24 protein-coding genes and 1 pseudogene are annotated in these 21650 nt (G+C 60.7%); 13 read left to right on the forward strand and 12 right to left on the reverse strand.

From position 1 onward, the window contains the following. Positions 1 to 77 precede the first annotated feature (77 nt). Both RS75_RS22260 and RS75_RS22265 read right to left on the reverse strand, forming a co-directional pair. A complete protein-coding gene (locus RS75_RS22260) occupies positions 78 to 476 on the reverse strand; it encodes a DUF983 domain-containing protein (RefSeq protein WP_045024565.1) in 399 nt (132 codons plus the stop codon). A gap of 137 nt (positions 477 to 613) precedes the next feature. After that, complete coding sequence (locus tag RS75_RS22265; protein ID WP_045024567.1) at positions 614 to 2017, reverse strand: aminotransferase-like domain-containing protein; 1404 nt, start codon at positions 2015 to 2017, stop codon at positions 614 to 616. A 128-nt stretch (positions 2018 to 2145) separates the two neighbouring features. On the opposite strand from RS75_RS22265, the pseudogene RS75_RS27175 reads away from it, so the two are divergent. The 4 genes and pseudogenes from RS75_RS27175 to RS75_RS26955 form a co-directional block, all read left to right on the forward strand. Further along, positions 2146 to 2429, forward strand: a pseudogene (locus RS75_RS27175) (phenylacetate--CoA ligase); the annotation flags it as partial. A gap of 159 nt (positions 2430 to 2588) precedes the next feature. Beyond that, positions 2589 to 3605, forward strand: coding sequence for a carbon-nitrogen hydrolase family protein (locus tag RS75_RS22270; RefSeq protein WP_045024568.1), 1017 nt, complete (start codon positions 2589 to 2591; stop codon positions 3603 to 3605). Between the two features lie 24 nt (positions 3606 to 3629). Continuing rightward, positions 3630 to 4046, forward strand: coding sequence for a phenylacetaldoxime dehydratase family protein (locus tag RS75_RS27345; RefSeq protein ID WP_200893659.1), 417 nt, complete (start codon positions 3630 to 3632; stop codon positions 4044 to 4046). Further along, positions 4043 to 4681 carry a phenylacetaldoxime dehydratase family protein gene (locus tag RS75_RS26955; RefSeq protein ID WP_200893660.1) on the forward strand — a complete coding sequence of 213 codons (639 nt, stop codon included), beginning with the start codon at positions 4043 to 4045 and terminating at the stop codon, positions 4679 to 4681. Before RS75_RS27345 ends, RS75_RS26955 begins: the two co-directional genes overlap by 4 nt. A gap of 68 nt (positions 4682 to 4749) precedes the next feature. Here RS75_RS26955 and RS75_RS22280 read toward each other — a convergent pair whose 3' ends face one another. Further along, on the reverse strand, positions 4750 to 5655 hold the full coding sequence (locus RS75_RS22280; RefSeq protein ID WP_200893661.1) for an AraC-like ligand-binding domain-containing protein: 906 nt from the start codon (positions 5653 to 5655) through the stop codon (positions 4750 to 4752). 135 nt (positions 5656 to 5790) lie between these two features. After that, the gene (locus RS75_RS22285) at positions 5791 to 6057 is read right to left on the reverse strand and encodes a hypothetical protein (protein WP_045024570.1); all 267 of its coding nucleotides are present in this window, start codon (positions 6055 to 6057) and stop codon (positions 5791 to 5793) included. A gap of 189 nt (positions 6058 to 6246) precedes the next feature. Here RS75_RS22285 and RS75_RS22290 point away from each other — a divergent pair, with 189 nt between their 5' ends. The 9 genes from RS75_RS22290 to RS75_RS22330 are packed head-to-tail and all read left to right on the forward strand — an operon-like array spanning position 6247 to position 13986. Next, entirely contained in the window at positions 6247 to 6729 is a 483-nt protein-coding gene (locus RS75_RS22290; RefSeq protein WP_045024606.1) for an MSMEG_0572/Sll0783 family nitrogen starvation response protein, read from the forward strand. Positions 6730 to 6783: 54 nt separating this feature from the next. After that, positions 6784 to 7830, forward strand: a complete 1047-nt coding sequence (locus RS75_RS22295) for a Nit6803 family nitrilase (RefSeq protein WP_045024608.1) — start codon at positions 6784 to 6786, stop codon at positions 7828 to 7830. Continuing rightward, entirely contained in the window at positions 7757 to 8875 is a 1119-nt protein-coding gene (locus tag RS75_RS22300) for an MSMEG_0568 family radical SAM protein (RefSeq protein WP_045024573.1), read from the forward strand. Before RS75_RS22295 ends, RS75_RS22300 begins: the two co-directional genes overlap by 74 nt. Next, positions 8872 to 9414, forward strand: a complete 543-nt coding sequence (locus tag RS75_RS22305) for an MSMEG_0567/Sll0786 family nitrogen starvation N-acetyltransferase (RefSeq protein ID WP_045024575.1) — start codon at positions 8872 to 8874, stop codon at positions 9412 to 9414. Before RS75_RS22300 ends, RS75_RS22305 begins: the two co-directional genes overlap by 4 nt. Before the next feature lie 2 nt (positions 9415 to 9416). Continuing rightward, positions 9417 to 10391 (forward strand): sll0787 family AIR synthase-like protein, encoded by a 975-nt coding sequence (locus tag RS75_RS22310; protein WP_045024576.1) that lies wholly within the window; start codon positions 9417 to 9419, stop codon positions 10389 to 10391. Then, the gene (locus RS75_RS22315; RefSeq protein WP_045024578.1) at positions 10388 to 11557 is read left to right on the forward strand and encodes an MSMEG_0565 family glycosyltransferase; all 1170 of its coding nucleotides are present in this window, start codon (positions 10388 to 10390) and stop codon (positions 11555 to 11557) included. Before RS75_RS22310 ends, RS75_RS22315 begins: the two co-directional genes overlap by 4 nt. Next, positions 11550 to 11837 carry an MSMEG_0570 family nitrogen starvation response protein gene (locus tag RS75_RS22320; protein ID WP_003521915.1) on the forward strand — a complete coding sequence of 96 codons (288 nt, stop codon included), beginning with the start codon at positions 11550 to 11552 and terminating at the stop codon, positions 11835 to 11837. Before RS75_RS22315 ends, RS75_RS22320 begins: the two co-directional genes overlap by 8 nt. 11 nt (positions 11838 to 11848) lie before the next feature. Continuing rightward, positions 11849 to 13123 carry an MSMEG_0569 family flavin-dependent oxidoreductase gene (locus tag RS75_RS22325; RefSeq protein WP_045024580.1) on the forward strand — a complete coding sequence of 425 codons (1275 nt, stop codon included), beginning with the start codon at positions 11849 to 11851 and terminating at the stop codon, positions 13121 to 13123. Positions 13124 to 13125: 2 nt separating this feature from the next. Then, entirely contained in the window at positions 13126 to 13986 is an 861-nt protein-coding gene (locus RS75_RS22330; protein ID WP_045024610.1) for a Pnap_2097 family protein, read from the forward strand. 247 nt (positions 13987 to 14233) lie between these two features. On the opposite strand, the gene pcaD is transcribed toward RS75_RS22330, so the two are convergent. From pcaD to catA, 8 genes are all read right to left on the reverse strand, one after another. Further along, positions 14234 to 15031: a 3-oxoadipate enol-lactonase gene (gene pcaD / locus RS75_RS22340; RefSeq protein WP_045024584.1), complete on the reverse strand. Its 798-nt coding sequence runs from the start codon at positions 15029 to 15031 to the stop codon at positions 14234 to 14236. Between the two features lie 37 nt (positions 15032 to 15068). Then, positions 15069 to 15365, reverse strand: coding sequence for a benzoate/H(+) symporter BenE family transporter (locus RS75_RS22345; RefSeq protein WP_084687166.1), 297 nt, complete (start codon positions 15363 to 15365; stop codon positions 15069 to 15071). Between the two features lie 137 nt (positions 15366 to 15502). Continuing rightward, a complete protein-coding gene (locus RS75_RS22350) occupies positions 15503 to 16834 on the reverse strand; it encodes an MFS transporter (protein ID WP_045024587.1) in 1332 nt (443 codons plus the stop codon). A 44-nt stretch (positions 16835 to 16878) separates the two neighbouring features. Continuing rightward, complete coding sequence (gene benD, locus RS75_RS22355; RefSeq protein ID WP_045024590.1) at positions 16879 to 17667, reverse strand: benzoate diol dehydrogenase BenD; 789 nt, start codon at positions 17665 to 17667, stop codon at positions 16879 to 16881. Beyond that, on the reverse strand, positions 17664 to 18692 hold the full coding sequence (benC, locus tag RS75_RS22360; protein ID WP_045024592.1) for a benzoate 1,2-dioxygenase electron transfer component BenC: 1029 nt from the start codon (positions 18690 to 18692) through the stop codon (positions 17664 to 17666). Before benC ends, benD begins: the two co-directional genes overlap by 4 nt. Positions 18693 to 18733: 41 nt before the next feature. Next, positions 18734 to 19222, reverse strand: a complete 489-nt coding sequence (gene benB, locus RS75_RS22365; RefSeq protein WP_045024594.1) for a benzoate 1,2-dioxygenase small subunit — start codon at positions 19220 to 19222, stop codon at positions 18734 to 18736. After that, positions 19219 to 20577: a Rieske 2Fe-2S domain-containing protein gene (locus RS75_RS22370; RefSeq protein WP_045024595.1), complete on the reverse strand. Its 1359-nt coding sequence runs from the start codon at positions 20575 to 20577 to the stop codon at positions 19219 to 19221. Before RS75_RS22370 ends, benB begins: the two co-directional genes overlap by 4 nt. A gap of 106 nt (positions 20578 to 20683) precedes the next feature. After that, on the reverse strand, positions 20684 to 21622 hold the full coding sequence (gene catA / locus RS75_RS22375; protein WP_045024596.1) for a catechol 1,2-dioxygenase: 939 nt from the start codon (positions 21620 to 21622) through the stop codon (positions 20684 to 20686). Positions 21623 to 21650 lie beyond the last annotated feature (28 nt).

Genomic DNA, 21650 nt, shown 5'->3' on the forward strand with positions numbered 1-21650 from the left:
GCTGGGTACGGCCCCTTTCATGCCACCTCCTGTTTCCTGGGAAGAGCGTCACGAACGGTGATCGGTGAGAAGGGAACTCAAGCATCCTCTTTCGGCGCAGGAGAGGTGCGGACCAGTTTCCCCTCTTCCGCCTTGTAGAAATATTGGCTGGCAATGAGCCATCCCTTGAGGGGCCGCAAGGGCGGGATACAGGTAGCCAGCATAAAGGGACCAGTGACCAGCAGATGGACCCACAAGGGCGCGCTGTACTGGACCTCGAGCCACACGCCGAGCAGGACGCTGGGCACGCAAGCAAAGCAGATGACAAAAAATGCGGGACCATCGGCCGGATCGGCGAAACCGTAGTCGAGACTGCAGGCTTCACATTCGGGCCGGATTTTCAGAAATCCATCGAAAATATGCCCCTGGCCACAGCGCGGGCATCGCCCTCTGAGCCCCGTTGACGTCGGCGGAATTGGTGGCCATTCCGTTTGCATGACGAATGGTCCTTATGAGTTCACTCAATTCTAATATTTGACTGCATTCAATATAATTACAATTCTAAAATTGATGGTATGTGGCATATTGACGCGCCGGTTGGAGCGCGACGTATCCATTCGCTATTGTGGCCGAACTAGAAGAAGGACGCCGCGAGTTCTGGTGGGCCTTCGAGCGCGTGTCCCATGAATTCAAGGGCGCCCCGGAGCCTCTCGCGGTCGATAGGGCCACCAAGGCAAACGCGTACAGCCTCTACCGCCGGACCTTCGACCGTAAATGCATCGCTGCTAACGACACCAATGCCCGAGGTGCGCATGTGGCTGCCGAAGGTCGACCGCGTCCAGCCATTCGTCAGCGGCAGCCAAATGTTGAAGCTGATGGGATCACCCCGATAGCTACCGGGCGGGAGGATGGCTGCGACCATTTCCTGGCGCACCGTTGCCTCCTTGCGGATGAATCGAAGGATGGTATCGGCCGTGCCATCCTCGATCCAACGCGTGGCAAGCGCCATATTGAGCGGCGACGCCATGACATTGTTGGCACGCATGGCACTGACGAAGGGCCAGATCGCCTTGGTGTCCGGTGCAACGACATAGGCCAGCCGCAGACCGGCGCCAATGCATTTCGCCAAGCCGCCGATATGCCAGGTGAGGTCCGGGGCCATTGCCGCCAACGGCGGCGGCGCATGCAGCGGAATGAAACCATAGGCGTCATCTTCGATGATCGGGACGTGATATTTGCGCGCCACCGCACAGATCTCTTCACGCCGCCGCTCTGGGATAGTCAGGGTAAGCGGGTTCTGCAGGGTCGGGTTGAGATAAAGCCCCTTGGGTTTCAATCTCTCGCAAGCTTCGGCAAAGGCGTCCGGCAAAATACCGTCAACGTCCATCGGCAAACCCGAAAGATTGAGACGCAGCTGCGCCGCAATCGAGCGGATGCCGGGATAGGTGGTGCTTTCCGACAGGATAGTTTCGCCGGGCTTTGCCAGCATGCCGCAAATTGCCAGCAGCGCCGGGTGAGCCCCGGGTGTCACGAAAATGCGCTCCTGCGAAGGGACAAGGCCTCGACGGCTGAGCCAGGCGGCGGCTGCCTCCTTGTCCATGCTCGAGCCGCCAAATCCCTGGTAGCGCAGAAGCGGAATAAGGCTGGAGGCCACTGCCGAAATCCCCTCGCGCATCCGCGCGATCAATTCCGGATCGGTCGTCTCCGGAGGCATATTCATCGAAAGGTCGATCGCAGAGGTACGGCGCGGATCAGGGGTGGTGTCGGATGCAAAGCCGCGGCGCTCCTTGTCGGCTCCGCCGGTGACGAACGTGCCGCGGCCGACATGCGAATCCACCAGTCCGCGCTTCTGCGCCTCGGCATAGCCCCGCGCAACAGTGGTGAAATCGATGTCCAGGCGTTTAGCCAGTTCGCGCTGCGGCGGCAAACGATCCCCGATAGCGAGATGACCGCTGCGCAAATCCATCTCGATAAGGTCGGCAATGGCCATGTAGCGGGGGCTGTTGCTGCGGCTGAGGTCGGGTTGCCAGTCTTTCATCGTAATATCGCTATGTCCTTCTTCATCAACATTGACTGTATATTGTTGCAATCACTCCCTGTCACGAAAAATGTCCGCCGTGGGGCAAATGGCATTTACGGCATGAGGCAGGCGAACGCGCCAATCTCGCCGAGCCCTGGAGGAACGCCATGCGGACCGAGATCGAACACGCCTTCGACCTTTCGGCCTCGCCGCGGTGATCGGCCGGGCGTCGCGCGGGAATGCGTCGAACCCAAGGATGGTCTGCGTATCTGGGAGGATCACTTCCTGCCATCGATCCGGTGACCGGCCGTCCGGTCGAGGACGGGTAGAATGCGAACTGGAGTTCACTTCGCCTATCAAGGAAGCCTTTCCGATCATCCGCTACCGCACCCGTGACCTGACCCGCTTTCTGCCGGGCGCCAGCAGCCCTCTTCCTCCATCAGTGCCGGTTCAGGCAATCTTTCATTCCTCTAGAAGCCAGCACTTTCCCGAGGGGTTGCTAGGCTCTGAGCTTCTCGCGTGGCTGTTGCTGCATGGCCGCCGGGCAGGTGAAACAATCAACAAATGGGGAATGCAATGACACTCACACATCCGAATTAAAGTCGCCGTTGTCCAGGCCGCCCCGGCCTTTCTCGATCTTGATGCCGGCATCGACAAGACGATCGGCTTCATCGAAGAAGCCTCCGCGGCCGGGGCAAAGCTGATCGCTTTTCCGGAAACCTGGCTGCCGGGCTATCCCTGGCATATCTGGCTCGGCTCGCCCGCCTGGGCAATCATGCGCGGTTTCGTCAGCCGCTATTTCGACAATTCGCTCAGCTATGACAGTCCTGAGGCCGATCGCCTGCGCAATGCCGCGCGGGACAACGGCATCACCGTTGTGCTTGGCCTTTCCGAGCGCGATGGCGGCAGCCTCTATATCGCCCAATGGATCATTGGACCCGACGGCGAAACCATCGCCCAGCGCCGCAAGCTGAAGCCTACGCATGTCGAGCGCACGGTCTATGGCGAAGGCGACGGCAGCGGGCTTACGGTGCATGAAACGGAACTTGGCCGGATCGGGGCCCTTTGCTGCTGGGAGCATCTGCAGCCGCTCTCCAAATATGCCATGTATGCGCAGAACGAGCAGGTGCATGTCGCGGCATGGCCGAGCTTCTCACTCTACGACCCTTTCGCCCATGCGCTCGGCGCCGAAGTCAACAATGCGGCGAGCAAGATCTATGCGGTGGAAGGCTCCTGCTTCGTGCTCGCGCCCTGCGCTACCGTCTCGCCGGCCATGATCGACGAACTCTGCGACAGCCCCGACAAGCACATGTTGCTGCATGCCGGAGGTGTTTATTCAGTCATCTATGGGCCGGACGGCACGCCTCTCTGCGAAAAGCTGGCTCCTGACGCCGAAGGCCTTCTCTATGCCGATATCGACCTCGGCACCATATCGGTCGCCAAGGCGGCGGCGGACCCGGCGGGACACTATTCGCGGCCGGACGTGACGCGGCTGCTGTTGAACAATGCCGCGAACAAGCCCGTGCAGACGCTCTCACCCGCGGCAGCAGAAGTGAATGCGATCGTCCCCAAGGACATTCCCGTCATTGCCGAGCCTGCCGAGTAAGTCTCGATCGCGAAAGGAAAGACGATGGATTCCGCAATCGCACCGCATCTCAGATGCCGTCGCACGCGCACCCGCCGGATCGAGGACGACTATACGCCCCCCTATCCCGCCTGGAGCACGCATACCGCACAATCGCTTGGCCGCGTCGTCATGGCCTATTACGGCTTCCAGTCGAAGAGCCGCGAGGACCACGCCCGCGCCTGCGGGACCTTGAAGAGCTCTATCAGCGCCTTCAAAGGTCCTGATGGACTTGTGCATTACGACGTTGCCCACTCTATCGACGAGGAAGGCTATGACAATATGATTGCCATCGCCTATTGGACCGAGCCCGAAAGCTTTGCGCGGTTCGAGGATCGCGCGGCAATTCGGGAATGGTGGGCATCGCCCGAGAGACTCACTGAGGGATCGGCTATTTCAAGGAAGTCGTCACGCCGCCGGTGAGCGGCTTCGAAACGCTCTTCAGCGGCCCCGACAGGATGGAGGGCATCGGTCTCGCACTCGATACCCGTACCGAGGACGATATTCAGGAACACGGCTATTGGGGATCGATGCGGGACCGGCTGGCCGCGTCCCAAACCGACGGCCTTACCGCATCAGGCACGCTCTCTGCGACCGAGACGCCCGGCTTCGGCAAGCGGGTGAAGATCCAGGGGTATCAGAACGTCGCCATGATTCGGTCCGGCCAGGACTGGATGAACACCACCGGCAAGGAGAGGGATCTCTATCTCGGCGATATGGAACCGATCCTCCGCTCCGGCATGGACTTTCTGCGCGACAGCGGCAAGGCGATCGGCTGCTATACCAACCGCTATATGCGGCATGTCGACAACGCCGGGCAGCCGGTCGAGAAATCCTTCGGATACAGCTACTGGCATTCGCTCGGCGAAATGGAGCGGTGGTCGGAATCGCATCCGACTCATGTGGCGATCTTCGGAACCTTTATGCGCATCGTGCAGGAACTGAACTTCCAGCTCGACCTCCGGCTCTGTCACGAAGTCTCAGTTCTCAAGCCGGAGGAGCAGCATTTCGAATATATCAACTGTCACCCGAGGATAGGGCTGATGAACGGGCTTTGACGTCGCTGGAGGCATCGAGAAGCAATATCCCGCGTTGTGCGGGATATTGTGCAAGCAAGGGATGATCTTCAGTGCTCTCGCCCCGACCGGCCGTCGAATCCGTACAATCGCTCATCCGTCAGCATTTGATTCTTCCGCCAGTCGCTGGGCAGGATGGAAAACCGGGCCTTGAAGGCGCGCGTGAAATGCGCCGCGTCCTTGAACCCGAGATCGTAGGCGATTGCCGTTACCGCGACATGTTTCAGCGACGGATCGGTAAGGTCGCGCTTTGCCTGGTCGAGACGGCGCGACCAGATCCATTCCGACACGCTCATTGACGACGTCTCGAATATTTTTCGTAGATAGCGCTCGGAAATATTATGCGCCCGGGCGACGAAATCGCAGCTGAGACGCGGATCGCCGATATGGTTGTCGATGAAAGCGAGCACGCGCCGCCGCAGGATCACCGATCCTTCATGGCTTTTCTGCGTGGCGCCCAGTTGTTCGACGAGGGCCGCAGTCAGGAGATCGACGGCATTGCCGTGGATTCGCTCGATCAGCAGCGGACTGATATCATTTACTTCCTGGTGTAATTGCTGCAGGAAGATCGAGGCGATACGGCCGATCCCATGCTCGCCGGTAATGCGCACCGCTGTCAGGCTCTCGGCGGCCTCCAGGCGGTGATCGACGATCTGCCGTGGCAGGCGGAGGACCAGTTGCTCGAACCCTTTGGGAAAGCGCAGGTCGTAGGGCCGCGTCGTGTCGTAGAGCGAGAAATCGCCGGGCTTGAGAATGGCGTCCCGCCCGTCCTGGGAAATAATGGCTGCACCCTGGACCTGAATGCTGAGGAGGAAAAAATCCTTCGACGACCGTGCGATCTTCGACCTTGTGCGTACCACGTGCTGGCTTTGCGCGCTGACACGGGAGAATTGGATATCGCCGACGGAGTGGTTGACGATCAGCCTTGAAATTGCTCCTTTTCGGCGCTTTGGCAATCGAGCTCGACAAACGTATCGCAGACCGCGTCCCGCCAGAAGGAAAGGCGGCGATGCGGTGCCACGTGATCGGTAGAAATTCCTTCCGTAGCCAATCTTGTACCCTTCATCCCGTCTTTGGCTATTTCCAAAAATCTACATCAGTTCGTCATTATTGGCATTTGTTTTCCCATCCGCCAGCCACATGTAGCGGAGGCTGTTGCTGCGGCTGAGGTCGGGTTGACAGTCTCTCATCGCAGTTCCTTCTTCTCCGACATTGACTGTATATTGTCGCAGCCGCCCACTGTCACGGAAAATGTCTCGAATGTCGATGCGGCTAACGCCGCTCATATCGCACAAATATGATACCATCATTGCACCGAAATTGACGGTGAATTGAGTGCATTCATTTTTAGCCTTCATGCTTCCTATTTTTGCATTCGATCGCCCAGAAAAGCGGCCATAAAATTTCTACTCTCTTAATTGATGGCATAATTGAATGTATTTTTGTGTTGTTTGACTGCCATTTGTGCGAAATCAATCTGGCACACAGCTTGCAATTGGATGGATGCTCCCCGGATGGGGATCGGATTTCAAACCAAGGAGCCATCCATGCCCGCAGTGACCAAGCCAGCCAATCAAAAAGGCGACTTTCTTGTCGATTACGAGGAAAAGGTTTTTGAAGACGTACAGGCCGGCGAAGGCGAGAAAGCCCTCGTCACCTTCCATACCGTGGCCTTCGAAGGATCGATCGGATTTGTCAACCTGCTGCAGGCGACGCGCCTGAAACGGAAGGGTTTCGAGACCTCGATCCTTCTCTATGGCCCGGGCGTGACCCTCGGTGTCCAGCGGGGTTTTCCGACGCTCGGCGCGGAGGCTTTTCCCGGCCATCTGAATTTCAACAACCAGATCGTCAAGTTCATGGAAGAAGGCGGCAAGGTCTACGCCTGCCGTTTTGCCCTCCAGGCGCTTTACGGCCATGGCGAAGGAGCGCTGATCCCAGGCATCACGCCGATCAATCCGCTCGATGTTCTTGACCTAATCCTCATCCACCGCCGCGACGGCGCCTTCATTCTCGACACCTGGACGCTCTGACCGGCCGGAGGCGGAGCTTTGCTCCGCCTGCCCACGCAACCTAAGGATTCCGTCATGGAGAAAAAAATGATCGTCCGGGCCGCCGCGGCGCAGATCGCACCGGACCTGACCTCTCGCGAGAACACGCTTGCCCGCGTGCTGGACACCATCCGCGAGGCGGCATCAAAGGGTGCGGAGCTCATCGTCTTTCCGGAGACCTTCGTCCCTTGGTATCCCTATTTTTCCTTCGTGCTGCCGCCTGTTCTCTCCGGCAAGGAGCATGTCCGGCTTTACGAGGAAGCCGTCACCGTGCCGAGCGCCGCCACCGACGCGGTTGCCGCGGCTGCCCGGGAGCATGGCATCGTCGTGGCGCTTGGCGTCAACGAGCGCGACCATGGATCGCTCTACAATGCGCAACTGCTGTTCGACGCCGATGGCACGCTCATCCTCAAGCGCCGCAAGATCACCCCGACGTTCCACGAGCGGATGATCTGGGGCCAGGGTGATGCCTCCGGCCTGAAGGTGGTCGATAGCGCGGTCGGCCGCCTCGGCGCGCTTGCCTGCTGGGAGCATTACAATCCGCTGGCCCGCTACGCCCTGATGGCGCAGCACGAGGATATCCATATCGCCCAGTTTCCAGGCTCCATGGTCGGACCGATCTTTGCCGACCAGATGGAAGTCACCATCCGCCATCATGCACTGGAAAGCGGCTGCTTCGTCGTCAACGCCACCGGCTGGCTGACCGGTGAACAGATCGCCTCGATCACCCCGGATGCCGGCCTGCAGAAGGCACTGCGCGGCGGCTGCATGACCGCGATCATCTCGCCGGAAGGCAAGCATGTCGTGCCGCCGCTCACCGAGGGCGAAGGCATCCTCATCGCCGACCTCGACATGAGCCTGATCGTCAAGCGTAAGCGGATGATGGATTCGGTCGGCCATTATGCCCGCCCGGAACTGCTGCATCTCGTCATGGATGGCCGCGCCACCGCGCCCATGGTCACCACCTCAGAGCCATCCTTTTCCCCAGCCGAAGCAAGGACCCTTTCCGATGGAGAATACGACACGTCTTCCGACCGAACGCCTGATCAACGAATTGCAGTCCTACGGAGCCCGGCTCGTTGATCCCAAGGCCGGCCTTGAAAGCCGGCGCGGCGGCGCCGGACCGTCCGACCACAAGGCGCTGACCATCGACGGCATGACGGTGATGGTGCCGGTCCATACGGCACCCGCCTTCGAGAGCCCCTATCTCGTGGAAAAGCCGGACGATATGGGCCGCAGCCGCATCAGCCGCGATGGCACGGTGCTGGGGGAAGTCTCCTTTCCGCTACGGCCGCGTTTCTACGAGCGCTCGACCGCCGACGGCATCCCCTATTCGCAGATCGCCGTTCTGCACGGCAAGGACGTGTTGGCCACAACCGTGCTGCAGACCTGCATCCGCTATCAGAGCCGCACCAAGACCTGTCAGTTCTGCGCCATCGGCCAGTCGTTGGCGGCCGGCCGCACCCTCGCCCACAAGACACCGCAGCAGCTGGCGGAAGTCGCCAAGGCTGCCGTCGAACTGGACGACGTCAAACATATGGTGATGACCACCGGCACGCCGAAGGGCGACGACCGGGGCGCGGCGATCCTCGCCGACAGCGCCCGGGCCATCAAGGCAGCCGTCGATATTCCGATCCAGGCACAATGCGAGCCGCCCGAGGATGATGTCTGGTTTTCGCGCATGAAAGAGGCCGGCGTCGATGCGCTCGGCATGCATCTGGAGGCCGTGACACCAGAAGTCCGCGCCCGCATCATGCCGGGCAAGGCGCAGGTGTCGATCGCCAAATACATGGCCTCGTTCAAGGCCGCCGTCGAGGTCTTCGGGCGCGGCCAGGTCTCGACCTATATCCTGGCCGGTCTCGGCGACAGCCGCGAGGCCATTCTGGACATCTGCGAAAAGCTGGTGGCGATCGGCGTCTATCCCTTCGTCGTGCCCTTCGTGCCGATCTCCGGCACGCCGCTTGAAAGCCACCCGGCGCCCAAGCCGGAGTTCATGCATTCTATTCTCGGTCCCTTGTCGAGGATGCTGGTCGATAGCGGCCTGAAGGCCGTCGACATCAAGGCCGGCTGCGGCAAATGCGGCGCCTGCTCGGCCCTTTCCACCTATGAAAGGATGCTGACCAGATGATGCTCGAGCCTTTTGCTCCCTATCGCTCGAGCGAATTCCAGGTGAAGTTCGCGACCTCCGCCTGGGAGCGCCACCAGGCGCATGCGTTGCGCCGCGCCGTTTTCTGCGAGGAACAACAAATATTCGAAGGCGATGACCGCGACGCGATCGACGATCATGCCATCCCCATCGTTGCCCTCTCAATGCTCGGCATTACCGCCGACCAGATGGTCGGCACGGTGCGCATCCACCAGGCCGAACCTGGCCTGTGGTGGGGCTCGCGACTGGCGGTGCATCAGGATTTCCGCAAGATCGGTGCGTTGGGGGCAACCCTGATCAAGCTCGCCGTGTCGTCTGCCAATGCCATGGGCTGCCACACTTTCCTTGCCAATGTGCAGGTGCAGAACGGCCTGCTGTTCCGCCGGCTGCATTGGGATGTGATTGAGGAGTTCGAGGTCTACGGCAAAGCGCATCTCAGGATGAAGGCCGACCTTGCCTATTACCCGCCCTGCATCACGCCGGAAGCCGGCTTTATTGCCCTTCCCAAGAAGGCGGCCTGAGCATGGGCACGAGCGACATCGAGGCCCTGGCGGCAAAGCTCGCCGCCAGCAGCGGCATCGCCGCCAAGCAGGATATCGGCACGATCGCAGCAAGGCTCGGCCTGCAGGGGCAGCGGATTGCCGTCGGCGACGATTGCGCCGCCCTGCCCGATGGCAACGGTCATCTGCTTTTTGCCATCGAAGGTTTCATGAACGAGTTCGTCGCCGCCGACCCCTGGTTTGCCGGCTGGTGCGGCGTCATGGTGAACATCTCCGACATCGCCGCCATGGGTGGCCGGCCGATCGCTGTGGTTGATGCCGTCTGGGCCAATGGCGAGGCAGGTGCCACACCCGTTCTGGAAGGCATGCGGGCGGCATCCAGCGCCTTTGGCGTGCCGATCGTCGGCGGCCACACCAATATCCGCACTGAACGCGGCCAATTGTCGGTCGCCATTATCGGCCGCGCCAAGAAGCTGCTGACAAGTTTCGATGCAAGGCCGGGCGATGTGCTGGTTGCGGCGATCGACCATCGCGGCCGTTACCGCGAACCCTTCAACAATTGGGAAGCGGCAACGGATGCCCCGCCGGTTCGCCTGCGCGCCGACCTCGAATTGCTGCCCGAGATCGCCGAGGCCGGGCTAGCGCTTTCCGCCAAGGACATCAGCCAGGGCGGCATCGTCGGCACGGCCATCATGATGGCCGAATGCTCGCGTGTCGGCATCGATATCGACGTCTCCGCCATCCCCCTGCCCGCCGGTGTCAGCCTCGATCGCTGGCTCGCCACCTTCCCGAGCTTCGGTTACCTGCTTTCGGTCGCACCGGGAGATGTGGCCGATGTCGTGACCCTCTTCACCGCGCGCGGCATCACAGCTGCTGCCATCGGTTCGGTGACCGCCGGCAGCGAGATCGCACTAATCGACGGCGAGAGCCGGGCTGTGGTGCGCGACCATGCTGAAACGCCGCTGCTGCAGCTCGGCCGACAGGGGGTTGCCGCATGAGCCACCCGTTGGACCGAACCCTGCGCATTGCCATGTTGACCCATTCCACCAATCCGCGCGGCGGCGTGGTGCATGCCATGCAGCTGTCGGAAGCGCTGACCGCGCTTGGCCATAAGGTTGTGCTGCATGCCCCCGATGCCAGGGGCAAGGGGTTCTTCCGCAAGCCCTGCTGCCAGACGGCCTGCTTTCCTGGCGAGCCTGCCGCGTCAGATATGACTACCATGGTCGAACAGCGCATCAAGGACTACGTGCAACACTTCGAAAGCCTGGGCGCCCGCGACTTCGATTTGTTTCATGCCCATGACGGTATTTCCGGCAATGCGCTGGCGACGCTGAAGGAGCGCGGCCTGATCCCCGGTTTCGCCCGCACCGTGCATCATATCGACACGTTTACCGATCCGCAGCTGATGGAATTGCAGGACCGTTCGATCGACCGCGCCGACCTGTTTTTCTCCGTCAGCGAAATGTGGCAGGCGACCTTGCAGAACAATCGGGGCATCAGTTCCACGGTTGTTGGAAACGGCGTCGACACACACCGTTTTGCCCCCACATGGAGCGGCGATCAGACAGAACTGCGCGACCGGCTCGACCTGCATGCTGGCCCTGTCTTTCTCAGTATCGGCGGTATCGAAGCACGCAAGAACACGCTCGGCATTCTGGAAGCCTTCCGCCAATTGCGCGCAGTGCGGCCGGACGCCCAGCTGATCGTCGCCGGCGGTGCCTCGCTGCTCGACCATCGCGATTACCAGGAGGAGTTCCAATCCCATCTGCGGACATTGCGGGCGGATGCCGCCGCCGTGCACGTGATTGGCGCCGTGGCGGATGACGACATGCCCAATCTCTATCGGCTTGCGGACGCTCTTGTCTTTCCATCGCTGAAGGAAGGATTCGGGCTTGTCGTGCTGGAGGCCATGGCAAGCGGCATTCCCGTCATCGTCTCGTCCATCCCGCCTTTCACCGAATATCTCGGGACTGATGAGGTGATCTGGTGCGACCCGCACCATCCGGCTTCGATTGCCGAAGCCATGGCCCTTAGCCTGATCCCAGATCTGCGCGACCGACTGATCCCGAGGGGGCTCGAGGTTGCCGCCCGGTTTAGTTGGCACCGTGTCGCCGAAGCTCATCTTTCCGCCTATGCAACATTGAAGGAGGCAACCCATGCCTGAAATGCGCTTTGTCATCACCTGGCCCGATGGTCAGGAAGAGAGCTGTTATTCCCCCTCTTTGATTATACGTGAGTTTTTCACCGAGGGCGAAAGTTACCCGGTTGCAGATTTCGTCGATCGCAGCCGCAAAGCGCTGACGATCGCCAGCGATCGCGTCGAGGCGAAGTATGGATTTGCGTGTTCATCGGCAAACGACCAGCTCGCCCGCATCGAAAGTGCGGCTGTCCCCTTCCTGAACGACGCAGATGCCCGCGTCCGCTGCGAAACCTTTATCCTCTGAAAGGACCCACCATGACGACACCATCCCTCAAGAGTCACTACAGCGCGGTTGTCATCGGCGGTGGCCAGGCCGGGCTCTCGGCCTCCCACTATCTGAAGAGGCACGGCATTGATCACGTGGTTTTCGAGAAGAAGACCGTTGCGCATAAATGGAGGAACGAACGCTGGGACGCCTTCTGCCTGGTGACGCCGAACTGGCAATGCCAGCTTCCCGACCATCCCTATGACGGCACCGATTCGCACGGTTTCATGGTCAAGGACGAGATACTCGCCTATGTTGATCGCTTCGTGAAAAAGGTCGATGCGCCGGTCTTCGAACAGACCAGCGTCACCTCGCTCGAAAAGCAGGGCGACCTGTTCCGCGTCGAGACCTCGGCCGGCACTGTCACTGCCGATGCCGTGGTGATCGCCACCAGTCTTTATGCCGATCCCGCCATTCCACGCGCCGCCGAGCGCCTGCCGGACGAGATCGTCCAGTTGCACACCGCCGCCTATCGCAATCCCGGCCAACTGCCGGAGGGCGGCGTCATTGTCGTCGGCTCGGGCCAGTCCGGCTGCCAGATTGCCGAGGATCTGCATCTGGCCGGCCGCAAGGTGCATCTGGTCACCGGCAATGCGCCGCGTTGCGCCCGTTTCTATCGCGGTCGCGATGTGGTCGACTGGCTTTCCGATATCGGCCAGTACGACATCACGGTCGAACATGATGGCATGACGAAGAAGAAGCACGACACCAACCATTACCTGACAGGACGCGACGGCGGACGCGATATCGATCTGCGCAAGTTCGCGCTGGAGGGCATGGCGCTCTATGGCCGCATGTGCGGCGTCGCCGCCGGTCGGATGCTGTTCGAGCCGAACCTGAAGGCCAATCTCGACGGCGCCGACCGTGTCTATAACGGCATCAATACCCTGATTGACCGGCATATCACCGAAAAAAGCATCGAGGCTCCGGCCGGATCGCCCTACGTCCCCGTCTGGGAGCCTGGGGCGGAAATTGCCGAACTCGATCTGAAGGCCGAGGGGATCACCTCCGTCATCTGGGCCACGGGGTTCAGTCCGGATTGGTCCTTCGTCGGCCTGCCGATCTTCGACGGCAACACCTACCCCGTTCATCGCCGCGGCGTCACTGTCGTCGATGGCGTCTACGTGCTCGGACTTCCCTGGCTCTGGACCTGGGGTTCAGGGCGGTTCCTCAGCGTCGGCAAGGATGCCGAACATGTGGTCGGGCATCTCGCAGCTCGGCATTTGGCACAGACATCGTCTCTCAAGCAAACGGCAAACGCATGATGATGAGAGCGGCCCTTCTCGATTTTCCGCCCGCAGGGCCTTCGGCACGCGACTTGATGGAACGTGCCCTTGATCCGCATATCCTGCTCGGCATGCCGCATTTGAATGCAAACGGGCTGTCGGAGACCTGGCTCATGAAGGAACTCGGCCATCGTCACTGGCTGATGCTTGCCTGTCATTTCGGGCTCGACAATGCGGATTTCAGAACGGCCGATGGGGAGGAGGCCTATGCTGCGATCTGTGCAACGTCCCTGACGGATGCCCACTTCGACGTCGTGCAGGCGAACGACATTTTGACGATCCACTCGAGACTGTCCGTCGTCTCCCGAACCCAGACGGGGACCCGACACGAGTTATCTGTTCACGGCAGAAGCGTGGGCACGGTCGAATTGATCTCAACCTTCGTGCACAGGAGAATCAAAGACAGCAATCACTCAATCGTCCGTGTGACTGTTCGCGAACCGCAAGCACAGCGGTTCGAAATCAATTCTCTGGCAAAAAACGCTGCAGACATCCGGAATGGCAGGTTACGGACGCATTTCGGGTTTCCTGTCTTCGCTAACGAAGCGCTCCGAACCTTTAATTTTGATCCCAGCACCTCGCAAGAATTCAATGGCGCCGGACTATATTACTTTGCCGAGTATCAGGCACTCGCCGACCGCGCCCTGGAAAACTGGTTTCCCTGCAAGGGGCCGGTCGTCCGTAAGGACGTTTTCTTCCTTGGAAATATCGAACGAAATGAAAGTGTTTTCTTCGACCTTATCGATTTTTCCGACGAGCAAAAAACTGTCCATGGGCAGCTACGACGCGAGAATGGGAAAGTGATCGCCAAAATATTTGGCGCGTGGAAATGTCTTCGCTGAAGCGTGCACTGAATGCGGGGCGCATTTTTAACTCAGCTTCCAGGCTGAGGGGATTTACGGGCAACTCATTCACATCAGCCTGGCAGAGCGGTGTCGCAGCGGTCGCAAGCACTCCTGCCAAGCTGAGTTGGCGCCGAAGCCTGGATATCAGCGGCAGCGCATTCTTTGCGGCACTGGCGCGGGTGCTTGCATCGCTCCTGGATGCCTGAAAATCCCGAAGAACCAATCATGAGCCACAGATCTATCTTCAAGGCTCACTACCGAAAAACTCGAGAAGTACTGGGTTGAATACGGATGCCGACTCAACATTGACGATATGCCGCCCCGGCAGCGACACATGCCGTCCCTGCCGAACGCCGGCGGCAATCGCCTCCAGCTCGGAGGGCGGGCAGACCGGATCGTCTTCGCCCGAAATGGCAAGAAGGGGATTGGCGATCTTGTCGATGTCCTTCCGCAGATCGGAGCCGGCCAACGCCGCGCAGCAGCCGATATAGCCATCGATCGACGTCGCGGCAAAGCTGTCAAGTATCCTCCCGACGATGGCTGGTTCGGCGGCATTGAATACCGGTGTGAACCAGCGCATGGCGGTGACGGCGGTCAGTCCACCGAGGCCATTTTCGCGCACGGCCTCGATGCGAGCGCTCCAGCTTTCGGCGGTCCCGATCCTCGCTGCGGTCGCGCAGACAACGATCTTGCCGAAACGCTCTCGGGCATGGAGGCCGAGCCATTGCCCGGTCAGGCCGCCGATCGACAAGCCGCAGAAATGCGCACGCGCGATGTCCAGCGCGTCGAGCAGCGCAATGACGTCGTTGCCAAGGTCGGTCAGCGTATACGGCGCTGGCGGCGCCGACGACAGGCCGTGCCCCCGGCAGTCGTAGCGCAACATACGATAGTGCCGCGACAATTCCACCACCTGAGCGTCCCACATGCGCAGGTCGGTGCCGAGCGAATTGCAGAACATCAGCCAGGGCTTGCCTGTGCCGTCGTCCGTGTCGCCGTCGATCCGGTAGTGAAGGCGGTGGCTGGTGAGATCGAGGTAAGGCATGGATCGAAAACTTTCGATTTGTTAAGAGGTTCGGAGGCTACTCCGCGGCAAAGCCGAGCAGGATGCCTGCGAGCATCGCGGTGGATATTCCCACCGGCAGCTTGTCTACGATCCTTTCGAACGTTCCGGTGATCGCTATAACAAAGGTCGCTACGCTTGCCACGAGGTAAGCATCGACACCTCTGGGTAATCGACCCCTCGGCAGAAGCGAAATCAGAAGCGTGGAGCTCAGCGCCAACCAGGCGATCACCACCGGCACCTGGTACTTCAGGCTTGGCAGTATCCCTGACACACCGCTCCCGACGGAAATGGTCCTTACCCAAGACTCCAGCAGCCCCCTGCGCTATCTGGAAGACGATGGCCAATAGTCCGGCATCGGCGACCAACGTGGATATGAGACCCGCCAGAACAGTCGAGGTATAAACCATCCACCTGATGCTTGCCCTTCATACCGGCCATCGTCACCGCCCCCTATGCCGTGGCAACTCGTACGACGTTGGACTGGCGAGCATTGCTCACCGCGAAGACCAGCATCGCCATTGCCGAAACCGCCGCGGGAACGGCGAAGATCAGGAAGTTCTGCTGAAGCGGGAGTTCGTTTGCCAGAAGCGCACCCCCAAGGGTAGGGCCGACAATCGCACCGATCCGGCCGACGCCTGAAGCCCAGCCCAGGCCTGTCGAGCGAACTGAGAGATTATAGAGCTGCGCCACGCTGGCATAAAGGAGGATCTGCGTGCCAATGGTCGTGGCGCCGGCAATGAACACCAGGAGAAACAGCAGTCCCGCCGGCGGGTTGAAGCCGATCATCGCAATCGACAGGGCCGCGACGACGAAGAAGCCGAGGACGACCCTTGGCAGACCCAGCCGGTCGCCGAGCCAGCCGCCGGCGATGGCACCGGCCATGCCGCCAAAGTTGAGCGAGAAAAGGCTGAGCAGGCTGGCCCTCTCGGCATAACCGGCTTCTTGCAGGACCTTCGGCAGCCAGGACGACAGAAGGTAGACAAGCAGAAGGCAGCAGAAGAAAGACACCCAGAGCATGATCGTGCGCAAGGCGCGTTCATGGCGGAACAGCTCGGAAACGGATGCCGATGCACCCTTGGTCTCGGAGAAAACGAGACTGTCGGAACTGCCCGGCTCCATGGCCGGATTGATCCTGGCATAGATCCGCTTCGCCTGCTCCTGCTTGCCCTGGCGAATGAGAAAGCCCAGCGATTCCGGCAGTTTCCACAGGATGAGCGGCAGCATAAGCAGCGGTACGGCGGCGACGAAGAACATCGGTTGCCAGCCATATTGCGGGATCATGCCGATGCCAAGTCCCGCCGCAACCATACCGCCGACCGAATAACCGGAGAACATCAGCGCGACCATGGTCCCGCGGAGGCGTTTCGGCGCATATTCGTTCATCAGTGCCACGGCGTTTGGCATCAACCCGCCACAACCGAGACCGGCAATAAAGCGAAAGACCTTGAACTCGCCCGGCGAACTCGCAAAACCTGTGAGAAGAGTGGCTACGGTAAAGAGCAGGAAGCTGATCGCGATGCCTTTCTTCCGACCGATCCTGTCCGCCAGCGGCCCAAAGATAAGGGCTCCGAACATCATTCCGAACAGCGCCCAGGCCTGCAGGGTGCCGGCTTGCGGCTTGGTAAGCCCCCACTCCGCGATCAGCGTCGGCAGCACGGTGCCCGCGACGAACACGTCGTAGCCGTCGACAACCAACAGCAGCGCGCAAAGCGCGACCACTGTCCATTGAAAGCCCCCGAAGGGGCCATTGTCTATAGCCTCATTCACATCGATGGTGCGCATTGTCACTCCTCCCAGAGTTGTTGTGCATTCCAATTCTCAAGTCTTCAGCCGAGATCCCCACCGGTGACCGGCAACACGCTGCCGGTGATGTAGGACGCCTCGTCTGAGGCCAGGAACAGGATCGGCGCAGCCTGTTCCTCGATGGTGCCGTATCGCTTCATGAAGCTGGACTGCTTCACCTGCCCGACGACCTCGGCCATCCAGCTCTTCTCCGTCTCTGTGTCGCCAGCGTCGTTGCGCGGTATGCGGCGCGGCGGTGCCTCCGTGCCACCCGGCGCCGTGGCGACCACGCGGATGTTCCGTTCCGCCAGTTCCATCGCCAGCGATTGGGTGATGGCGTTCACGCCGCCCTTTGCCGCCGAGTAGGGCACGCGATGGATGCCGCGCGTGGCGTTCGAGGATACGTTCACGATCGTGCCGCCGCCGCGCTGAGACAGGTGCGGCAGGACGGTGTGACAGCAGTAGAGCGTCGGCATTAGCGAGCGGCGGATCTCCGCATCGATCTGCTGCGGCTCGAACTCGCCGTAGGGGCGCATACGGATCGCCCCACCGACATTGTTGATCAGGATGTCGATGCCGCCGAACGTCTCGGCGGCAAAGCGCATCGCGGCAGCGGCGCCTTCATAAGTTTCCAGATCGACGGTGAAGGCGGCCGTTTGTCCGCCGATCACTTCCGCGGCCACCTCGGCGACGAAGTCGGCACGGTCCACGAAGACGACCCGGCCACCCTCTTCCGCAGCGCGTAGCGCGACGCTGCGCCCGATGCCCTGGGCCGCGCCGGTCACCACCAGCACTTTTCCGGTGAAACGACCTTCGAAGTGCGTCGTGCTCATGCGGCCTCCTTCGCCATGGCATTGGGCGTGAACTTCTCGTAATGGAAACAGCGCGGCTTTACACCGTTGTCATCGAAATGCTTGCGTACCGCGTCGACCATCGGCGGCGGTCCGCACAGGTAGACATCGACGTCACCACCGTGGAGCACATCCGGCGGCATATGCTGGGTCACCCAGCCCTTGTATGGATGGCTCGACGCATCTTCGGCCACGACGGTGGTGAAGGTGAAATTCGGCAGGCGCGCGATATAGTCCTCGATCTTATCCACCAGAACCAGATCGAGATCGCGCGTCACGCCATAGATCAGGTGGATTTTCTCGTCCGATCCGGTTCGGGCAAGAATCTCTAGCATGGAAAGGAACGGCGCAAGGCCGGTGCCTCCGGCCAGGAATAAAAGCGGCCGCTCGACATTGCGCAGGTAAAAGCTGCCTAAGGGGCCGGTGAGATCGAGCCGGTCGCCGGGCTTGGTACCGGCAAGCCAATTGCTCATCAAACCATCTGGAATCTTCTTGATGAGAAACCCAATGCGCTGCTCGCCCGGCGCGGTGCTGAACGAATAGGAGCGGCTTTGTCCGCTCCCCGGCACGTCGATATTGACATATTGGCCGGGCAGAAAGGCGGGCGCCGTCGCCGCATCGACGTCCAACTCCAGCAGGATCGCCGCATCGTTGTGCTGCGTCACCCGCGCCACCGTTGCGCCGAATTTCTGCTGTCCCGTCTTGCAGGCGGTCGATGTCGTCGGCACCGCGATGACGCAGTCGGATGAGGGTTTCATTTGGCAAGTTAGCACAAGTCCCGCCTCCGCCTCGTCGGGGGTCAGCGCGTCGTCGACAAAATCATCGCCGAGATCGTAGCTGCCGCTCTCGGCCCGGCACTTGCAGGTACCGCACACGCCGTCGGAACAGTCCATCGGCAGGTTGATCTTGCTGCGAAAGGCCGCGTCGAGAACCTTCTCGCCGTCCTTGCAGTCGACGAAACGGGTGACGCCGTCCTCGAAGTTCAATGCGATGTTGTAGCTGGCCATGGAACCCTCCTCAAAGTTTCCTGCCCGCCCGGCGACGTTCGTCAGATGTGATAGACGTCGATGACCTGGCGGATGTAGTCGTTCTTCAGCACGATCTTCTTGGCTGAAATCAACAGCTGGTCGCCACTCCTGCGCAGCGTGACGAACATTGTCCCGAAGAAGTGGTCGGTCACTTTGTAGCGGTGATTGAGCGTGTTGAAGTTGTAGCGAACGTCCACCTCCTCGCCGCGCATTTCCAGCACCTCGACATTGGTGACGTTGTGGCTGGTGCGCGGCTCGGGCGTCGATGCGCCGGATCGCTCCGTCTTGATCCGGAAGACCCGGTCTTCCAGGCCGTCGCGGTTGGGATAGTAGATCAGCGAAATCTGCGAGTGCGGATCTTCGGTGATCTGGTCGTCGTCATCCCACGCCGGCATCCAGTAGCTCACGTCCTGCGCATAGCAGGTGAGCCATTCGTCCCAATCGCGGTCGTCCAGCAGGCGCGCCTCCCGGTAGAGGAAGGCGCAGATGGTGTTGTAGGAGACGCTCATGCCGTCACCTCCTTCCGCTCAAAGGAGAGCGCTTCGCGCATCACCTTTGCCCAGTATTCGTGCTGGCGGACGAACAGCCCCTCGTCCTCGCTGCGCTCGCCGGAAAGCAGCGGCTTCATGCCCATCTGCTTTGCATTGTCGTCCGGACCTTCGATCCAGAGCGGCGCACCGCGCGACATGTCGTTCCAGAGCGCGGCGATACCGGCATATCCAGCCTGGCAGGCCCGGAATTCCTCCAGGTCGTCGGCCGTGCCCATGCCCGAGACGTTGAAGAAGTCCTCGTACTGGCGGATGCGGAGCGCGCGGTTCTCGGCGCTTTCGCCCTTCGGTGCGAAGCAGAAGATGCTGATCTCGGTCTTGTCGACGCTGATCGGCCGGGTGACGCGGATCTGGGTGCTGAACTGGTCCATCAGGAAGACATTCGGATAGAGGCAGAGGTTGCGGGTCTGGTTGACGATGAAGTTCGCCCTGTCCTCGCCTACGCGCGCCGTGATCTCCTCGCGCTCGCTGTAAACCGGGCGTACCTCCGGGTTCATCGTCCGGGTCCAGAGCAGGATATGGCCGTTTTCGAAGCCATAGACGCCGGCGGTCGACTTGCTCCAGCTGTTGGCATCCACCGCCTTGGTACCCTCTTCGGCGCGCCGGCCCATGGTCGCTGCGTAGTTCCAGTGCACGGAGCTGACGTGGTAGCCGTCGCACCCGTTCTCCATCTGGAGCTTCCAGTTACCGTCGTAGATGTAGGAGGAATTGCCGCGCAGCACCTCCAGCCCGTCCGGCGCCTGGTCAACGATCTGGTCGATGATCACCCTGGTTTCGCCGAGATAGTCCGCGAGCGGGGCGGCATCCGCGTTCAGGCTGCCGAACAGGAAGCCGCGATAGTTCTCGAAACGCGCAACGCGCTTCAGGTCGTGCGAGCCGTTCTGGTTGAACTGCGGTGGATACTGGGTCGTCTTCTCGTCCTTCACCTTGAGCAACTTGCCGGTGTTGGAGAAGGTCCAGCCGTGGAAGGGGCAGGTGAAACTGCCCTTGTTGCCGTGCTTGCGACGACACAGCATGGCACCGCGATGGGCGCAGGCATTAATTACGGCATTGAGTTCGCCGGTCCTGTCGCGCGTGATGACGACCGGCTGGCGGCCGATATAGGTGGTGTAATAATCGTTGTTGTCGGGGATCTGGCTCTCATGGGCCAAATAGACCCAGTTGCTCTCGAAGATGTGCTTCATCTCCAGCTCGAACAATTCGGCATTGGTGAAGATGTCGCGCCGGCAGCGAAACACGCCGGCCTCCTTGTCATCCTGTACCGCCGTGGCGAGCAACTGGTCGAGATCATGGGTCTTTTCGATAGTCACAGACATGGTTCTTCTCCCGCTCGCGGCGCACCTCTTCCCGTGCGGCCGTAGCAACAATGTCGAATTCACGATGTTTCGGGCGCGGCGGCCTCTTTCAGCCGCCGCAGGGATCTTACGCCGCGGCGCGCTGGCGCTGCTCGTTGACCTGATTGTCCACGCCGTTCACGAGCGCGGTGAGATGAATGTCGAATTCGATCTCTGCGAACGGACCGGTGAGATTGTTGGCCTTCATGCTGGCCTCGTCGGTGCGCTCGATAATGGTCGGCACGAGACCGTCCCGGGTTGCGTAGGCGAAGTCGTCATTGACCAGCGGGTCGCCGTCGATGTTGATCTGGGTGGTCAGCTTGCGGTGACCATCGGCACTGATGAAGAAGTGGATATGCGCCGGACGCTGACCATGACGGCCGAGCGCAGACAGCAGCTGTTCGGTTGGACTGCCCGGAGGAACACCGTAACCGTGTGGCACGATGCTCTGGAACTTGTAACAGCCCTTCGCATCGGCGATGATCGTGCGGCGCATGTTGAACGGCGCCTGTAGTCCGGTCGGGTCGAAGTGGGAGTAGAACCCGCGGGTGTCACAATGCCAGACTTCAACGGTCGCGCCCGGCAGCGGCTTGCCGCCGGCGTCGTAAACGGTTCCATGCATGATCAGCGTATGGCCGTTGGTGTCCCTGCCGTCGTCAAGACGGGCAAAGCCTTCCGAGACCGGGGCGCCGGCCACATAGAGCGGGCCTTCGATGGTGCGCGGGGTCGGGTTCTCGATGCCGAGCGCCGCGTCGATGGCATCGAGGCGCTCATCGAGGAAATGGTCGAGGCCGAGACCTGGCGAGATCAGGCCAGCCTGCCCCGCGGCACCGATGTCATTGAGCCAGGCAATGCCGGTCCAGTATTCGTCAGGGGTGATGTTGAGATCATCGATCGCCTTAAACAGATCGGCCATGATCCTATGAACGATCTGCTTGACGCGCGGATTGCCGCCCTCTTTGTCAAGACCGCTCAGGACTTTGAGAAAGTCCTGAATATCTGACCTGTTGAAAATCTTGACGCTCACTTCTTATCCTCCTCTTGGATTGCTCACA

It is taken from the genome of Rhizobium nepotum 39/7, assembly GCF_000949865.1.
GTDB classification, from domain to species: Bacteria; Pseudomonadota; Alphaproteobacteria; order Rhizobiales; family Rhizobiaceae; genus Agrobacterium; species Agrobacterium nepotum.

Coding starts and splice junctions, on each gene's coding strand:
- RS75_RS22260 (WP_045024565.1), bottom strand. CDS start 476: ATGCAAACGGAATGGCCACCAATTCCGCCGACGTCAACGGGGCTCAGA.
- RS75_RS22265 (WP_045024567.1), bottom strand. CDS start 2,017: ATGAAAGACTGGCAACCCGACCTCAGCCGCAGCAACAGCCCCCGCTAC.
- RS75_RS27345 (WP_200893659.1), top strand. CDS start 3,630: ATGGATTCCGCAATCGCACCGCATCTCAGATGCCGTCGCACGCGCACC.
- RS75_RS22285 (WP_045024570.1), bottom strand. CDS start 6,057: ATGAAGGCTAAAAATGAATGCACTCAATTCACCGTCAATTTCGGTGCA.
- RS75_RS22290 (WP_045024606.1), top strand. CDS start 6,247: ATGCCCGCAGTGACCAAGCCAGCCAATCAAAAAGGCGACTTTCTTGTC.
- RS75_RS22295 (WP_045024608.1), top strand. CDS start 6,784: ATGGAGAAAAAAATGATCGTCCGGGCCGCCGCGGCGCAGATCGCACCG.
- RS75_RS22300 (WP_045024573.1), top strand. CDS start 7,757: ATGGAGAATACGACACGTCTTCCGACCGAACGCCTGATCAACGAATTG.
- RS75_RS22305 (WP_045024575.1), top strand. CDS start 8,872: ATGATGCTCGAGCCTTTTGCTCCCTATCGCTCGAGCGAATTCCAGGTG.
- RS75_RS22310 (WP_045024576.1), top strand. CDS start 9,417: ATGGGCACGAGCGACATCGAGGCCCTGGCGGCAAAGCTCGCCGCCAGC.
- RS75_RS22315 (WP_045024578.1), top strand. CDS start 10,388: ATGAGCCACCCGTTGGACCGAACCCTGCGCATTGCCATGTTGACCCAT.
- RS75_RS22320 (WP_003521915.1), top strand. CDS start 11,550: ATGCCTGAAATGCGCTTTGTCATCACCTGGCCCGATGGTCAGGAAGAG.
- RS75_RS22325 (WP_045024580.1), top strand. CDS start 11,849: ATGACGACACCATCCCTCAAGAGTCACTACAGCGCGGTTGTCATCGGC.
- RS75_RS22330 (WP_045024610.1), top strand. CDS start 13,126: ATGAGAGCGGCCCTTCTCGATTTTCCGCCCGCAGGGCCTTCGGCACGC.
- pcaD (WP_045024584.1), bottom strand. CDS start 15,031: ATGCCTTACCTCGATCTCACCAGCCACCGCCTTCACTACCGGATCGAC.
- RS75_RS22350 (WP_045024587.1), bottom strand. CDS start 16,834: ATGCGCACCATCGATGTGAATGAGGCTATAGACAATGGCCCCTTCGGG.
- benD (WP_045024590.1), bottom strand. CDS start 17,667: ATGAGCACGACGCACTTCGAAGGTCGTTTCACCGGAAAAGTGCTGGTG.
- benC (WP_045024592.1), bottom strand. CDS start 18,692: ATGGCCAGCTACAACATCGCATTGAACTTCGAGGACGGCGTCACCCGT.
- benB (WP_045024594.1), bottom strand. CDS start 19,222: ATGAGCGTCTCCTACAACACCATCTGCGCCTTCCTCTACCGGGAGGCG.
- RS75_RS22370 (WP_045024595.1), bottom strand. CDS start 20,577: ATGTCTGTGACTATCGAAAAGACCCATGATCTCGACCAGTTGCTCGCC.